Here is a 15,265-nt window from a genome sequence, read left to right as displayed (position 1 = left end):
CAGATTCCTTCCTATGCCAATATCAGGGGACAGAGTCCAAGCCCCTGTGCGGCCGGTGCCGCCCAGGGGCTTGGAACTCAGAGGCCTTGCTTGAGCGAGGCTTCGATGAAAGCGTCGAGGTCGCCGTCCAGCACCTTCTGGGTGGCCGAGATTTCGACGTTGGTGCGCAAATCCTTGATGCGGCTGTTGTCCAGCACGTACGAGCGGATCTGGTGGCCCCAGCCCACATCGGTCTTGGTGTCCTCCAGCTTTTGCTGCTCCACCATGCGCTTTTGCATCTCGTGCTCGTAGAGCTTGGAGCGCAGGCGCTGCCATGCGACGTCGCGGTTGCTGTGCTGGCTGCGGCCATCCTGGCATTGCACGACGATGCCGGTCGGGATGTGCGTCAGGCGCACGGCCGAGTCGGTCTTGTTGATGTGCTGGCCGCCGGCGCCCGATGCGCGGTAGGTGTCGGTGCGCACGTCCGAGGGGTTGATCTCGATCTGGATCGAGTCGTCGATCTCGGGATAGACGAACAGCGAGGCAAAGCTGGTGTGGCGGCCGCCCGAACTGTCGAAGGGCGACTTGCGCACCAGGCGGTGCACGCCGGTTTCGGTGCGCAGCAGGCCGTAGGCGTACTCGCCCTCGATGTGGATGGTCGCGCTCTTGATGCCGGCGATGTCGCCCGGCGTCTCTTCCTCGACCGTGGCCTTGAAGCCCTTGCGCTCGGCGTACTTCAGGTACTGGCGCAGCAGCATGCCGGCCCAGTCGCAGGCTTCGGTGCCGCCGGCGCCGGCCTGGATGTCCACGAAGCAGTTCAGCGGATCGGCTTCCTTGCCGAACATGCGGCGGAACTCCAGTTCCTCGATCAGGGGCTGCAGCTTGGCGGTCTCGCCCTCGATGGTGAGCAGGCCGGTCTCATCGCCTTCTTCCTTGCTCATCTCGAACAGCTCGGCGTTGTCGGCCAGCTCGGTGGTGAGCTTTTGCAGCGTCAGCACGACGCCGTCGAGCAGCTTCTTTTCCTTGCCCAGTTCCTGGGCCTTCTTGGGGTCGTTCCAGACGCTGGGATCTTCCAGCGAGGCATTTACCGTGCGCAGTCGTTCGTACTTTGCATCGTAGTCAAAGATACCTCCGTAGATCTGCCGTCCGCTGCGACAGATCTTCGAGGGTGTTGCCGATGAGGTTGATGCGTTCTGCTTCCATGATGTGTTCCGTCTTCTGATGAATGTGTTCTTGGCTGAATCGCCGATTTTCTCATGCTGGGGCACCGTGCCGGGCCAAGCGCCTGTCGCGCGGGGCTGCGGGAGGGCGGCAGACTGGCGAGGGCTTTCAAAACAAGGGCTTGCAGCGGTCGATCATGGCAGATTTGAAGGGCTTGGCCATGGCAGGGGCGTGATCCGCCTGCGAGGCGCCCGGAAAAAAGGCCCGGCCAGCAGGAGCTGGTCGGGCCTTGGCCGGTGTGTCCGCCCCCGGGCGGGGCGGGTGAAAACCTGGTTCAGAAGGTTTCCCAATCGTCGTCGGAGGCCGTGCTGGCCGCCTTGGCCTTGGCCCTGGCAGGTGCGGTCACGGCAGGCCGGGCCGGCTGCGCCGGCTGGGCCGGGCGCGCGGCGCCTGCCGGAGCAGGGGGTGCACCGGCCGCAACAGTTGCAGAAGGCAGGGCGGCCGATGCGCGTGCGGGCACAGCGCCTTTGGGAGCGGCAGGCGCCAGATGCGGACGGGGCGCCGCCGGTGTTTGGCGGGGCGCTGCCACGGCGGCGGCGTGGCTGACACCGCGGCTGCTGCCCAGCATGCCGGTGGACGGCGAGAGCTTGAACACGCTCACCACCTCGGCCAGCGCCTTGGCCTGGGCCTGCAGGGCGCCGGTGGCCGCCGCCGATTCCTCGACCAGGGCCGCGTTCTGCTGGGTCATCTGGTCCATCTGCGTAACAGCCTGGTTGACCTGCTCGATACCGGCCGTCTGCTCATGGCTGGCGGCCGAGATCTCGCCCATGATGTCGGTCACGCGGCGCACGCTGGCCACGATCTCCTCCATGGTCTTGCCGGCCGAATCGACCTGGGCGCTGCCTTCCTCGACCTTGCCCACCGAGTCGTCGATCAGCTGCTTGATCTCCTTGGCGGCGGCGGCCGAGCGCTGGGCCAGGGTGCGCACTTCCGAGGCGACGACGGCAAAGCCCCGGCCCTGGTCGCCGGCGCGGGCCGCTTCCACGGCGGCATTCAGCGCCAGGATGTTGGTCTGGAAGGCGATGGAGTCGATGACGCCGATGATGTCCACGATCTTGCGCGAGGCATCGTTGATGGCGGACATGGTCTGCACCACCTGGGCCACGGCCGTTCCGCCGCGCACGGCGACCTGGGACGCGGCGGCGGCCAGCTGGTTGGCCTGCTGGGCGTTGGCGCCGTTTTGCTTGACGGTGGAGGTCAGCTCCTCCATGGAGGCGGCGGTCTGCTCCAGCGAGCTGGCCTGCTCCTCGGTGCGGGCCGACAGGTCCTGGTTGCCCGATGCGATCTGGCCGCTGGCCGTGGCGATGGAGTCCGTGCCCTGGCGCACCTGGCCCACGATGCGTTGCAGGCTTTCGTTCATGTGCTGCAGGGCCAGCAGCAGCTGGCCGGTCTCGTCCTTGCCATGCACCTCGATGCGGCTGCCCAGGTCGCCTGCGGCCACGGCCTGCGCCAGGCTCACGGCCTGCTGCAGGGGGCGCGCCACGCTGCGGGCGATCAGCAGGGCCATGGCCAGGCCGAAGACCACGGCGCCCACCAGCAGGGCGATCACCCACCAGCGCGCAGCCGTGAAGATGTCGTCACCGGCCTGGTTGGCATCTTCGATGCCCTGGGCGTTGAGCTTGATCAGTTCATCAAGCTTGCTGTTGATGGCGCGGCTGGTCTTGACCGAATCGCCGCGCAGCAGCTCGGAGGCCTCGTCGGTGCGCAGGGCGTGGGACAGGTCCACGATCTTTGCCGTGTGCTGCGCGTACTGGCCCAGATCGTCCTTGATGCCGGCCATCAGCTCGCGCTCGCGTGCCGTATTGGCATAGCGCTCGAAGGCCTGCTGGTTCTTCAGCAGCTCGGACCACAGCGCGGGCATGTTCTTGTCGTAGACGGCCATCTCTTCCATGGAGGTGGCCAGCACATGCTGCATGGTCTGCGAGCGGTAGCGCTGCAGCTGGTAGCGCATCTCCAGGAGCACGCGCTCGGCAGGCATCCAGTGGTGGGCCAGGTCGGTGGCGGTCTGGTTGACGCGGTCCAGCTGGACCACGGAGAACAGGCCCAGGCCTGCGGTCAGCAGCAGCAGGGCGATGAAGGAGGCCAGCAGCTTGGGGGCCAGCTTCAGATTGCGGAAAAACATCATGGTGGGGGAGTGCCGTATGGCGAAGAGCGGAAGCGGATGAGCGGCTGGGGCTGGGAGTCGGCGGAAACGGTGGCGATCTGTGGCGATCAGCGGGGCCGACACTCAGCCGCCGCCATGCCGCAGATATCGGTCACTTGCCGGCGAGGCTTAGGGAAAAATAGGTCCAGTCCGAATATTTATTGCGGATTGTTACTTTTGCCGGCCAAGGTCTCCGCGCGCATGGCCTGGTCCGCTCACATGCCCGTTCACATGCCCGCTCACACGTCCGTCGCCAGGCCGGCCGGCGCGCTCGAGGCCTGCAGCCACCGCTCCAGATCAGCGGCCGGCAGCGGGCGCGAGAACAGATAGCCCTGTGCCACCGGATAGCCCTGTTCGCGCAGGATGGTGTTCTGCGCTGCCGTCTCCACGCCCTCGGCCACCACGGTCAGGTGCAGGCTGCGGCCTATGCCCAGGATGGCGTTGCTCAGCGCCTGCGCGGCCTCGTCGTGCTCCAGGTCGGCGACGAAGCTGCGGTCCAGCTTGAGTTCGCTGACCGGCAGGCGCCGCAGGTAGCTGAGGCTGGAGTAGCCCGTGCCGAAGTCGTCCATGGACAGGCGCACGCCCTGGGAATGCACGGCCTGCAGCGTGCGCATGGTGCCCGGGTTGGTGTCCAGCAGCAGGCTTTCGGTGATCTCCAGCGTGAGGTCCTGCGGCTTGAGCGCGTTGTGCTCCAGGGTGTCGGCAATCATGCGCGGCAGGTCCAGGTTGTGAAAGCTGGTGGGCGAGAGGTTGACCGACATGGCCGGCACGTCGATGCCCCGGCTGCGCCACTCGCCCAGCTGGCGGCAGGCCTCGCGCAGTGCCCAGGTGCCCAGCTCGCCGATCAGGCCGCATTCCTCGGCCAGCGGAATGAAGCGTGCGGGCGAGATCTCGCCGAATTCCGCATGGCTCCAGCGCGCCAGGGCCTCCACGCCGTAGAGGCGCCCGTCCTTCAGGTCGAGCTGGGGCTGGTAGTGCAGTCGCAGGCCGCCGCTGCGCAGGGCATCGCGCAGCGCCGTCTCCAGCACCAGGCGCTCCTGGGCCAGGCGGTTCATCTCGGGGCTGAAGAAGCTGTAGAGCCCGCGCCCGCCCGACTTGGCCTGGTACATGGCCATGTCGGCGCGGTGCAGCAGGGTCTCCATGTCGCGCCCGTCGGCGGGAAACACGGCAATGCCGCAACTGGCCGTGCTGGCCAGGGACACGTCGTCGATCATGCAGGGCTCGCCAAGTGCCGACTGCAGCCGCTCTATCACCTCGGCCGCCTGCGCACCGCCGCAGTGTGGCAGCACGATGACGAACTCGTCGCCCGACAGCCGCCCGGCAATGTCACCCGTGCGCAGCTCCGCCTGAATGCGCTGGGCCACGCTGCACAGCAGCCGGTCGCCGGCCGGGTGGCCCAGCGAGTCGTTGACCTGCTTGAAACGGTCCAGGTCGATGAAGACCACGGCCAGCTCGTGGCCCTCGTGCGACGCCACGGACAGCGCCTGCTCGGCCTGGGCCAGCAGCAGGCTGCGGTTGGGCAGGGTGGTCAGCCCGTCGTAGAAGGCCAGCTGCCGGATGCGGCGGCGTGCCTGCTCGCGCTCCAGCGCCAGCGCGCACAGGTCGGTGCAGGCCTCCACCAGCCGCTGGTGGAAGGGATCGGGGCCGGGCCGGTTGAAATGGCGGTAGTAGAAGGCAAAGGTGCCGGCCACGCCGCCCTGCAGCCCGCAGATGGGCGTGGACCAGCAGGCCGTATACCCCAGCGGCAGGATGAGGTGCTTGTAGTCGGCCCACAGCGGGTCGGTGGCGATGTCGCCCACCAGCACGGGCCGGTTGTGAAAGGCCGCCGCGCCGCAGGAGCCGACATTGGGGCCGATGGGCACGCCGTCCAGCGCCGCCGAATAGGAGGCCGGCAGGCTGGGCGCGGCCAGCGGATGCAGGCGGTTCTGGTCATCGACTTCCAGCACCGAGACCGCGATATCGGGCGCAATGCGCTCGACCTCGCGGCACACCAGGTCCAGCACCTCGGTCAGCGGCTGGTCGCGGGCCATGGCCTCCAGGGCGCGCCGCTGCAGCACCTCATGCATCTTGGCTTCGGTAATGTCGGTGATCACCGTCACCGTGGTCTGCAGCCGCCCGTCCGGCCCCATCACGGGATTGGCCTGGGCGCTGACCCAGTAGCGCTCGCCGTCCTTGCCCACCAGGATCTCCTCGCGGTACACGGGCTTGCCCGCGTCCAGCTCGGCGCGGTAGGCGGCCGTGAATTCGGGCGAGGCATGGGGCACCAGCAGGGCGATGGGCGCACGGCCCACCACCTCCTCGCTGGTCCAGCCGAACATGCGGCTGAAGCCCGCATTCACATAGCTGATGGTCCAGTTGCCATCGGCGATCACCACGGCCGCGTCGGTGGCATCGGCCACCAGGGACAGGCGCCGCATGTGCTCCTGCCGCCGGCGGTCGGCCAGCATGCGGGCCGAGACATCGGTGGCAATGCACAGCACATGGCTGAGGGCGCCGGCCGCATCGAGCACGGGCGCATAGGTGGCCTCCAGCCAGCAGGTGCTTCCGTCGCGGCGCCGGTGCTCTCCCACGCGCGAAACCGTCTCGCCCGCGCCCCAGCGCTGGCGCCACTGACCGTAGGCGGCCGGGTCGGCCTGGGCCTGCGTGCACAGATCGCTGTGAAGCAGACCTTCAGCGCCCGTGGCCGGATAGCCGAGGATGGCCTCGTAGTTGGCATTGGCGCGCATCAGCCGGCCTTCGGGCGTGAATTCCGCCAGCGCCATGGCCTTGTCCAGCGTGCTCCACAGCGCCTGTTGTCCTGCCGTGCCTGCTACCCGCGTTTCGAACATGGTTCGCTCTCCTGATGGATGCTGAGCTGATGATTGATTGTTTCTAAATGATACCGATCCGGCGCAGCAGCTGGATGTCAGCCACACCTGGTCGCACTTGCTCCCACTGTTCGCCTTTGGATGGTCCGCCTGATGGCACGCTTAGGCAAGTGATTCCGCTGGTTACAATGATTTGAGAATGATTCTTGTTTGATGGTGCATCCCGCCTTCAAGCCATCGGGTCCTACCATGCCATCCGCCCCAGCCTCCAGCGCCGCCTCCAGCTCCTTGCACCGCGAAATCTCCACCCTCTATGCCGGCCACCATGGCTGGCTGCAGGGATGGCTGCGCCGCAGGCTGGGCAACGGGGCGGATGCGGCGGACCTGGCGCAGGACACCTTCGTGCGCATCCTGGGCGTGCGCGACCTGGCCGGTGTGCAGGAGCCGCGTGCCTACCTGACCACGGTGGCCAAGGGCGTGCTCGTCAACTGGTACAAGCGCCAGGCGCTGGAGCGCGCCTACCTCGAAGCCCTGGCCGCCTTGCCCGAGCCCGTGGCGCCTTCGCCCGAGCAGCGCGCCCTGGTACTGGAGACCCTGCACGAGATAGACGCCATGCTGGACGCGCTGCCGCCCATCGTGCGGCGCACGTTTTTGCTGTCCCAGCTGGACGGCATGAAGTACGAGGACATCGCGCAGCAGCTGGAGGTCTCGCTCACCAGCGTCAAGCGCTACATGGCCCAGGCGTTTCGCCAATGCCTGGGGGCAATGGCGTGATGGAGACGCCCCTGCAAGCGCGCGTGCTCGACGAGGCCGCCGAATGGCTGATGCGCCTGCACGACAGCGGCGCCACCGATGCCGACCGCGCCGCCTGCGAGCGCTGGCGCCAGGCCGACCCACAGCATGCCCTGGCCTGGGAGCGCGCCGAGCGGCTGCTGGGCAAGTTGGGCGGCCTGCCTGCAGCGCTGGCCATGCCGGCGCTGGACCGGCCCCGAAGCCACCGCGCCCAGCGCCGCGCCGCCGTGGCCCGGCTGGCCGCGCTGCTGGCCGTGGCGCCTGCAGGCTGGCTGGTATGGAGTGCGGCGGACCAGCGCGGCTGGGGCGCCGACCTGCGCACCGCCACCGGCGAGCGCCGCACCGAGCATCTGGCCGATGGCAGCCGCCTCCTGCTGGACACGGCCAGCGCGGTGGACATCCGGTTTGATGGCGCACTGCGCCTGCTCACCCTGCGCCAGGGCGCGATTTCCATAGAAACGGCGGCCGATACCGCCACGTCGCACCGTCCCTTTGTCGTGGACACCGCCCATGGCCGGCTGCGCGCCCTGGGCACCCGCTTCACCGTGCGGCAAGAGGGCGAGAGGGCGGACGGCGGCCCCGTGCGCCTGGCCGTGACCGAGGGCGCCGTGGAGGTCACGCTGCGCGGCGCCGCCAGCCCGGCGCTGGTCGTTCAAGCCGGTCAGCAAACGGTATTGCGAGCGGGGGAGGTGACCGCGCCCCAGCCCCTGCAGCCCGAGGCCACGGCCTGGACCCACGGCATGCTGATGGCCGACGCCATGCCGCTGGCCGCGTTCTGCGCCGAACTGTCGCGCTACCGCCCCGGCCTGCTGCAGTGCGCGCCCGAGGTGCGCGCGCTGCGCGTGTCCGGCTCCTTCCCGCTGGGCGATACGGACCGGACGCTGACCATGCTGGCCTCCACCTATCCCGTCGACGTGCAGACGCGCATGCGCGGCTACTGGATCACCGTCGTCGCCAGGAACTAAAAAAATCGAGGCAGGGTGACACTTTTTCGGATCTCGGCTGGCAACGGGGAAAGAGCTTCTTTCTTCACCGCCTCCAAGGACCGATTTCCATGCCTGCCGTACCCATGCCGCATCCCGTCTTCCATCCCCTGGCGCATGCCGCCCGACTGGCCCTGCTGGGCATGGCATTGGCCGCAGGCGCCGGGCAGGCGGCCGAACCGGCCCCCGCTTCCGTACCTGCCCCCGCTCCCGCAGCCCAGACCTACCAGATTGCGCCCGGGCCGCTGGGCCGCACGCTGGCCGGCGTGGCCACGGCGGCGGGCATTTCGCTGTCCTTCGATCCTGCGCTGACCGAAGGGCTCACCAGCCCGGCCCTGTCCGGCCACTACGCGCCGCAGCAGGCGCTGCAGCGCCTGCTGGCCGGCAGCGGGCTGGACATGGTGGCGCGCAGCGATGGCAGCTACACGCTGCGCAGGCAGGCCGCACCGGCCGGCGCTGGCGCCGGTTCCACCACGGTCCTGAACGAAGTGCAGGTGACGGCCCGCGCCGAGCGCAGCGCCACCAGCGAAGGCACGGGCAGCTACGCGGCCCGCGCGGTCACGGTGGGCAAGGGCGAGCAGGCGATCAAGGACATCCCCCAGTCCATCAGCGTGATCACGCGCCAGCGCATGGACGACCAGAACCTCCACACCGTGGACGACGTGCTGGCCAGCACCACGGGCATCACCATGTACGACAGCCCCATGGGCGGGCGCTATGTCTACTCGCGCGGCTTCCGCGTGGACACCTACCAGTTCGATGGTGTGAACCGCGCCTTCTACTACCCGCAGGCCGACAACTTCACCAGCAACGCCGCCACGCTGGACCGCGTGGAAGTGGTGCGCGGTGCCACGGGGCTGCTGCAGGGGGCGGGCTCGCCCAGCGCGGCCATCAACATGGTGCGCAAGCGCCCCCTGGCAGAGCGCCAGCTGGAGGTCTCGGCCAGTGCGGGCTCCTGGAACAACCTGCGCAGCGAGATCGATGCCACGGGCCCGCTCAACGAGGCCGGCACGCTGCGCGGGCGCGTGGTCGCCAGCCTCAATAGCCGCGACTATTTCTACGACGTGGCCAGCAGCCGCACCGGCGTGCTCTACGGCGTGCTGGAGTACGACCTCAGCTCCCAGACCCGGCTGACGGTGGGCGCCACCCACGAGCGGCTGCGCTCCACGCCGTTCTTCCAGGGCCTGCCGCGCTATGCCGACGGTGCGGACCTGCGGCTGCCGCGCTCCACCTTCCTGGGCGCGGACTGGAACCGCTGGGACAGCGAGCAGACATCGCTGTTTGCCGAGCTGCAGCACCGCTTCAACGCGGACTGGACCGTCAAGGCCACGGCAGGCTACACCCGGGAAAAGCACGACATGAAGTACGCCTTCGCCCTGGGGGCCATCAATCCCGCCACGCTGGCGGGCAACGAGATGTATGCCGGCCTGTTCGATGTCACCACCGACAACAAGACCCTGGACGTGGCGGTGGACGGCAAATTCGACGCCTTCGGCCGCCGGCATTCGCTGAGCTTTGGCGCCAACACGGGCCGCATGGTCAACGACAGCGACTATTCGCTGATCCGCATGGGCCTGCCCAACAACGTGTTCGACCCGAGCGCCGCCATCCGCGAGCCGTCCCGCGCGGAATTCCTGGCCAACCGCTATCGTGGCGATGAAAGCCGCACCCGCATGACCCAGTCCGGCGCCTACGGCGTGGCGCGGCTGGGCCTCACCGATGCGCTGACCCTGATCGGCGGCGCCCGCATCACCCGCTTCACGGGCAGCAGCAACTACCGCAACACGGGCGAGGCCTACAACGACCCGTACAAGGAAAGCGGCGTCATCACGCCCTATGGCGGCCTGGTCTATGCGCTCAATGACCAGTGGTCGGCCTATGCCAGCTACTCCGACATCTTCCAGGCCCAGAACGCCGTGACGGCGGCCGGCGACCTGCTGGCTCCCATCAAGGGGCGCAATCTGGAAGTGGGCATGAAGGGCGAATTGCTGGACGGCAGGGTGAACGCGGCCGTGGCCCTGTTCCGCATCGACCAGAAGAACCGCGCCGAAGAGGACCTGGTCAACCCCTGCTCGGCCAGCACCTACTGCTATGTCTCCGTGGGCAAGGTCCGCAGCCAGGGGCTGGATGCCGAGATCAGCGGCGAGGTGGCGCGCGGCTGGCAGCTGTTTGCCGGCTACACCTTCAGCCATTTCAAGTACCTGGACAACACCTCCAATGCCGGCGTGGAGTTCGCCAGCACCTACACGCCCAAGCACATGCTGCGGGTCTGGAGCGACTACCGCCTGCCGGGCGAATGGAGCGCCTGGAACGTGGGCGGCGGCGTCAACTTCCAGACCGCCAGCTCGCGCGCGGTGGGCGCCATCACCGACGTGCAGCCAGCCTATGCCGTGTGGTCTGCCCGCCTGGGCTACCGCATCGACCGCAACTGGTCCGTGGCACTGAGCGTGGCCAACCTGTTCGACAAGACCTACTACCAGACCATAGGCGCGCCGGCCTGGGGCAATGTCTACGGCGCGCCACGCAGCGCGACGCTCACCCTGCGCGGCAAGTTCTGAAACGCGGCCAGGAGGAACGGACTGCAGCAGCAGGCGGCAGAGCAGGGCCGCAAGAGGGTCGCAGTTGCCTATAATTGAGAATTATTCTCAATCTCGGGTCGTCGCGTGTCCAGCCCATCGCCTTCCTTGTCCGCCCATGTCGAATCCCTGTACCTGGCCCACCACGGCTGGCTGCAGGGCTGGCTGCGCAAGAAGGTGGGCAATGCCTTCGACGCGGCCGATCTGGCGCAGAGCACCTTCCTCAAGGTGCTGGGCGCCAAGGGGCTGGACCAGCTCCAGGAGCCGCGCGCCTACCTGACCACCATTGCGCGCAACCTGCTGATCAACCAGGTGCGCCGCCGCGCCATCGAGCAGGCCTATCTCGATGCCCTGGCCGCCATGCCCGAGCCCGTGGCGCCGCCGCCCGAGGTCCGGCTCATGGTGCTGGAGACCCTGGTGGAGATAGATCGGCGCCTGGGCCGCCTGCCCGCGCTGGCCAAGCAGGCCTTCCTGCTGGCCCAGCTCGAAGGGCTCGGCCATGGCGAGATCGCTGCCGAGCTGGGCATCTCCATCTCCACGGTCAAGCGGCATCTGGCCAAGGCGGCCATGCGCTGCTTCTTCCCGGAGTAGTCGGCATGCAGGCGTTCCCTTCCGCTTCTTCCCCCATTTCTGCCGAAGTGGCCCGCCAGGCCGTGCAATGGTGGCTGCAACTGAACTCCGGCCAGGCCCAGGCCCGGCAGCACGCTGGCCTGCAGCGCTGGCGTGCGGCCAGCCCCGAGCATGAGGCCGCCTGGCAGCGCATCGAATCCATGGGCAGCCAGATGGCCGGCATCCCCATGCCGCTGGCGCGGGCCGCATTGGCCGCACCCGGCTCGGCCGGCAGGCGCCGTGCGGTGCAGGCGCTGGCCGTGCTGCTGGTCTCGGGCGCAGGCTCCGCAGCCGTCGTGCGCTCGCAGGCCTGGCGCGGCTGGACGGCCGACCAGGTGGCTGCCGTGGGCGAGCAGCGCCGGCTGCCGCTGCCCGATGGCGGCAGCGTGGTGCTCAACACCGGCAGCGCCCTCAACCTGCGCTACGGCGCGGCCGAGCGCGTGCTGGAGCTGGTGCGTGGCGAAATCCTCGTGCAGACCGCGCCGGACAGCCTGCACCGGCCCTTCATCGTGCAGACCGCCATGGGCGCCGTCCAGGCCCTGGGCACGCGCTTCACGGTGCGCGAGCGCGAGTCCGGCGTTGAAGTGGGCGTGCTGCAAGGCGCCGTGCAACTGCGGCCCGCGCATGCCCCGCATGCCGCGCAGCGCATCAATGCGGGAGAGCAGGGCACGTTCACGGCCCAGCAGGCCGTGCACTCCGGCGCGCTGGACACGGCGGCCAGCGCCTGGGCCGAAGGCATGCTGGTGGCCTCGCGCATGCTGCTGGAGGATTTCCTGGCCGAGCTGGGCCGCTACCGGCGCGGGCGCCTGGGCTGCGACCCCGCCGTGGCCGGCCTGCACGTCTCCGGCGCCTATCCGCTGGCCGACACCGACCGCGTGCTGGCCGCGCTGACCTCGTCGCTGCCCGTGGAAATCCATTCCTTCTCGCGCTACTGGGTGATGGTGCGGCCTGCCGGGGCGGGCAAGGCATGAGCGGCACGGCCTGCATGAAGGCCTTCGCACTTTCCTGAAAAAAATGTGAGCTGATTTGCCGGCGATGGCTGTCAACAGAGACAGGAGCGCACCGCAGCGTGCGCCAACGCTTCTCTACAACCATTGCAACAAGGCCTTTCCATGCGCCCTCAGACCATGCGCCAGAACTCCATGCGGCAGGCTGCCGCCTCCACCGTCCGCCCATCCCAGGCGGCCCCGGCGTTGCGGCCCGTGGCGCTGGCGCTGCAGGTGCTGTGCGCGGGCACGCTGGCGGGGCTGGCTGCCGCAGGCGCCCTGGCTCCGGCACAGGCCTGGGCGCAGCCCGCTGCCGGTGCTTCGCAGCAACGCCAGTACGACATTGCAGCCGGCCCGCTGGAAAGCGTGCTCAACCAGCTCGGGCGCGAGGCCGGCGTGCTGGTCACCTTCGGCTCGGGCGTCACCGAAGGCTTGCGCAGCGGCGGCGTGAGCGGGCGCTTCACCGTGGAGCAGGCGCTGGACCGCGCCTTGCTGGGCACGCCGCTGGCGGCCGTGCGCTCGGCCGGTGGCGGCTACACCCTGCGCGAGATGCCCGTGGTGCCTGCCACCTCCGGCGCGGCGGGTGCTGCGGGTGCGGCAGGCGCGGGGTCCTCCCAGACGCTCAGGACCGTGCTGGTCACGGCCTCTGCCCAGGCCAGCCCCACCACCGAAGGCTCGGGCTCCTACACCACGCCGGCCACGGCGGCGGCCACGGGCCTGAGCCTGTCGCTGCGCGACACGCCGCAGTCCGTCAGCGTGCTCACGCGCCAGCAGATCGAGGACCAGGGCCTGCTATCGCTCAACGACGCCATGCGCAGCGTCACCGGCATCCATGTCGTCAGCTCGGACAGCGACCGCTCGGACTTCTACTCGCGCGGCTTCTACGTGGACAACCTGCAGTACGACGGCGTGCCCACCTCCATCGGCCTGTCGTTCTACGGCGAATCGGGCAACGACACCACCATCTATGACCGCGTCGAAGTGGTGCGCGGCGCCACGGGCCTGCTCACGGGCGCGGGCAATCCGTCGGCCTCCATCAACATGGTGCGCAAGCACGCCAACAGCAAGGTGTTCACGGGCTCGGCCTCGGCCAGCGTGGGCTCGTGGAACCACCATCGCGGCACGGTGGACCTGTCCATGCCGCTGACGCAGGACGGCCGCATCCGCGCACGCGTCGCCGGCATGGCCGAAGAGCGCGACTCCCATGTGGACCTCTACCACGCGCGCAAGCAGGTCTTCTACGGCGTGATCGATGCCGACCTCACGCCCGACACCACGCTCAGCGTGGGCGCCGACTACCAGGCCAACCGGCCCACCGGCTCGACCTGGGGCGGCCTGCCGCTGGTCTTCACGAACGGCATGCCGGCCGACTGGAGCACCTCCAAGACCACGGCTGCGAACTGGACGCGCTGGAACAGCACCAACAAAAGCATCTTCGCCAACCTGCAGCACCGCTTCGGCAACGACTGGAAGCTCAAGGCCAACTTCGTGCACCGCGACAGCGCCTACGACGCCAAGCTGCTGTACCTCATGCGCCAGCCCGACATCACCACCGGCCTGGGCATGGCGGCCCTGCCCAACTACTCCGAATACAGCTTCCAGCAAAACAGCGCCGACCTGCAGGTGACGGGCGGCTGGGAACTGGGCGGGCGCCGCCATGAGGCCGTGGTGGGCCTGACCAGCAGCCGTGCCCGCGAGCACAAGGCCGGCCATGCGCGCACCAGCCCCCTGCAGGACGTGGGCAACTACTACCAATGGGACGGCTCCTATGCCGAGCCCACCTGGGGGCCGCTGACCACCAGCAGCCTGGACCACACGCGCCAGGACGCGCTGTACGGCGCGCTGCGCCTGTCGCTGGCCGATCCGGTCAAGCTCATCGTGGGCGGGCGCCAGAGCAGCTGGAAGGTGCGCAGCCTGAGCGAGAACCGCTCGCACGATGTCTTCATCCCCTATGCCGGCGTCGTCCTGGACCTGAGCGAAGGCTTCTCGGCCTATGCCAGCTACACCGACATCTTCCAGCCCCAGAACTACCGCGACCGTGGCGGCAGCTACCTGGACCCCGTGGCGGGCAAGAGCTTCGAGATCGGCATCAAGGGCGAGCACCTCAACGGCAGGCTCAACAGCTCGCTGTCCGTCTTCCGCATCCAGCAGGACAACGTGGCCCAGCTGGACGAAGGCCAGGTCGTGCCCGGCACCACCGACTTCGCCTACTACGGCGCCAAGGGCGTGACCAGCAAGGGCTTCGAGGCCCAGGTCTCGGGCGAGCTGGCCACGGGCTGGAACCTGTCGGCCGGCATTGCCCACACCGTCGCGCGCGACGCCCAGGGCCTGTCCATCAACGCCTGGGCGCCCAAGACCCAGGCCCAGCTGTTCACTTCCTACCGCCTGCCCGGTGGATGGAATCAGCTCACCGTGGGCGGCGGCCTGCAATGGCAAAGCCGCACCCGCGCCAGCGTCTTCGTGGCGGGCAATGACCTGGTCTTCGAGCAGAAATCCTTCGCCACCGCCAGCCTCATGGCGCGCTATGCCTTCAGCCCCAGGCTCTCGCTGCAGCTGAACCTGAACAACCTCTTCAACAAAAAGTACTACGTCAACATCGACGGCCAGGGCCAGTTCGGCACGCCGCGCCAGGCCATGGCGGTGCTGAACTACAAGTTCTGAGTGGTTGCGTTGGGGCGGGGCGCATTCCGTTGCGCCACAGCCCCACGCCGGCCCCTTTTCCGCCCCATTCCTCCCTTTGGGCCGCAGAAGCAGACTATTCCTAGAGACAAGCACGCCGCAGCTGCCTAGATTGACCGGCAACCCGGACACAGGCTTGCCTCCACCAGCTCCCCGCCAGACGCATGGCCGCCTCCTGCCCGAGATTCCTAAAAATCCCGAGGGAGAAACTCACATGCACCCACGGCACACGCTGCTGCGCAGCGCCTTGCTATGCATTGCCGCACTGCTGGCCCAGGCCACGCCGACCCTGGCGGCTGCCGCCCCCAACCTGGGCGGCGGCTCCGGCAAATGCGACCCCACCGTACAAAGCTGCGCCCCCGGCACGGGCGGCGGCATCGACCTCGGCGGTGGCGGTGGCGGCTCGGGCGGCGGCACCTGCACCCCCACGCCCGGCGGCAGCCCCTGCGGCGGCGCCGGCCCCGCCACCCAGGGCAACTCCAGCAGCACC

General features: G+C 68.7%; 9 protein-coding genes and 1 pseudogene. 7 read left to right on the top strand and 3 right to left on the bottom strand.

Features of this window, described 5'->3' with window-relative positions:
* Window positions 1–77 precede the first annotated feature (77 nt).
* The 3 genes from prfB to ACF8ME_RS24965 form a co-directional block, all read right to left on the bottom strand.
* A protein-coding gene (gene prfB, locus ACF8ME_RS24975; RefSeq protein WP_126312227.1) for a peptide chain release factor 2 occupies window positions 78–1,182 on the bottom strand; the annotation gives its coding sequence in 2 pieces (ribosomal slippage) (window positions 78–1,100 and window positions 1,102–1,182; 1,104 coding nt in all).
* A 292-nt stretch (window positions 1,183–1,474) separates the two neighbouring features.
* Entirely contained in the window at window positions 1,475–3,325 is a 1,851-nt protein-coding gene (locus ACF8ME_RS24970) for a methyl-accepting chemotaxis protein (RefSeq protein WP_016450622.1), read from the bottom strand.
* 257 nt (window positions 3,326–3,582) lie between these two features.
* Entirely contained in the window at window positions 3,583–6,171 is a 2,589-nt protein-coding gene (locus ACF8ME_RS24965; protein WP_074923610.1) for a GGDEF and EAL domain-containing protein, read from the bottom strand.
* 228 nt (window positions 6,172–6,399) lie between these two features.
* Between ACF8ME_RS24965 and ACF8ME_RS24960 the strand changes: the two genes are divergently transcribed.
* The 7 genes and pseudogenes from ACF8ME_RS24960 to ACF8ME_RS24930 all read left to right on the top strand — a co-directional run.
* Complete coding sequence (locus tag ACF8ME_RS24960; protein ID WP_392406641.1) at window positions 6,400–6,924, top strand: sigma-70 family RNA polymerase sigma factor; 525 nt, start codon at window positions 6,400–6,402, stop codon at window positions 6,922–6,924.
* The gene (locus ACF8ME_RS24955) at window positions 6,903–7,907 is read left to right on the top strand and encodes a FecR domain-containing protein (RefSeq protein WP_392406639.1); all 1,005 of its coding nucleotides are present in this window, start codon (window positions 6,903–6,905) and stop codon (window positions 7,905–7,907) included. The genes ACF8ME_RS24960 and ACF8ME_RS24955 overlap by 22 nt, the downstream gene beginning before the upstream one ends.
* Before the next feature lie 89 nt (window positions 7,908–7,996).
* Window positions 7,997–10,483, top strand: coding sequence for a TonB-dependent siderophore receptor (locus ACF8ME_RS24950; protein ID WP_392418629.1), 2,487 nt, complete (start codon window positions 7,997–7,999; stop codon window positions 10,481–10,483).
* A gap of 126 nt (window positions 10,484–10,609) precedes the next feature.
* Window positions 10,610–11,092: a sigma-70 family RNA polymerase sigma factor gene (locus ACF8ME_RS24945; protein WP_016450750.1), complete on the top strand. Its 483-nt coding sequence runs from the start codon at window positions 10,610–10,612 to the stop codon at window positions 11,090–11,092.
* Window positions 11,093–11,097: 5 nt separating this feature from the next.
* The gene (locus ACF8ME_RS24940; protein ID WP_392418627.1) at window positions 11,098–12,081 is read left to right on the top strand and encodes a FecR domain-containing protein; all 984 of its coding nucleotides are present in this window, start codon (window positions 11,098–11,100) and stop codon (window positions 12,079–12,081) included.
* A 141-nt stretch (window positions 12,082–12,222) separates the two neighbouring features.
* Window positions 12,223–14,757, top strand: a complete 2,535-nt coding sequence (gene fhuE, locus ACF8ME_RS24935) for a ferric-rhodotorulic acid/ferric-coprogen receptor FhuE (protein WP_392418626.1) — start codon at window positions 12,223–12,225, stop codon at window positions 14,755–14,757.
* A gap of 232 nt (window positions 14,758–14,989) precedes the next feature.
* A pseudogene (locus ACF8ME_RS24930) lies at window positions 14,990–15,265 on the top strand (hypothetical protein); the annotation flags it as partial.

It is taken from the genome of Delftia sp. WSY_7 (assembly GCF_043104845.1).
GTDB lineage: Bacteria > Pseudomonadota > Gammaproteobacteria > Burkholderiales > Burkholderiaceae_C > Comamonas > Comamonas tsuruhatensis.
This window is presented reverse-complemented; position numbering and strand designations above follow the sequence as displayed.

Bases quoted from the DNA above. Each gene is read 5' to 3' on its own strand.
- ACF8ME_RS24940 (WP_392418627.1), top strand. From the start codon at position 11,098: ATGCAGGCGTTCCCTTCCGCTTCTTCCCCCATTTCTGCCGAAGTGGCC.
- ACF8ME_RS24955 (WP_392406639.1), top strand. From the start codon at position 6,903: ATGCCTGGGGGCAATGGCGTGATGGAGACGCCCCTGCAAGCGCGCGTG.
- ACF8ME_RS24965 (WP_074923610.1), bottom strand. From the start codon at position 6,171: ATGTTCGAAACGCGGGTAGCAGGCACGGCAGGACAACAGGCGCTGTGG.
- fhuE (WP_392418626.1), top strand. From the start codon at position 12,223: ATGCGCCCTCAGACCATGCGCCAGAACTCCATGCGGCAGGCTGCCGCC.
- ACF8ME_RS24960 (WP_392406641.1), top strand. From the start codon at position 6,400: ATGCCATCCGCCCCAGCCTCCAGCGCCGCCTCCAGCTCCTTGCACCGC.
- ACF8ME_RS24970 (WP_016450622.1), bottom strand. From the start codon at position 3,325: ATGATGTTTTTCCGCAATCTGAAGCTGGCCCCCAAGCTGCTGGCCTCC.
- ACF8ME_RS24950 (WP_392418629.1), top strand. From the start codon at position 7,997: ATGCCTGCCGTACCCATGCCGCATCCCGTCTTCCATCCCCTGGCGCAT.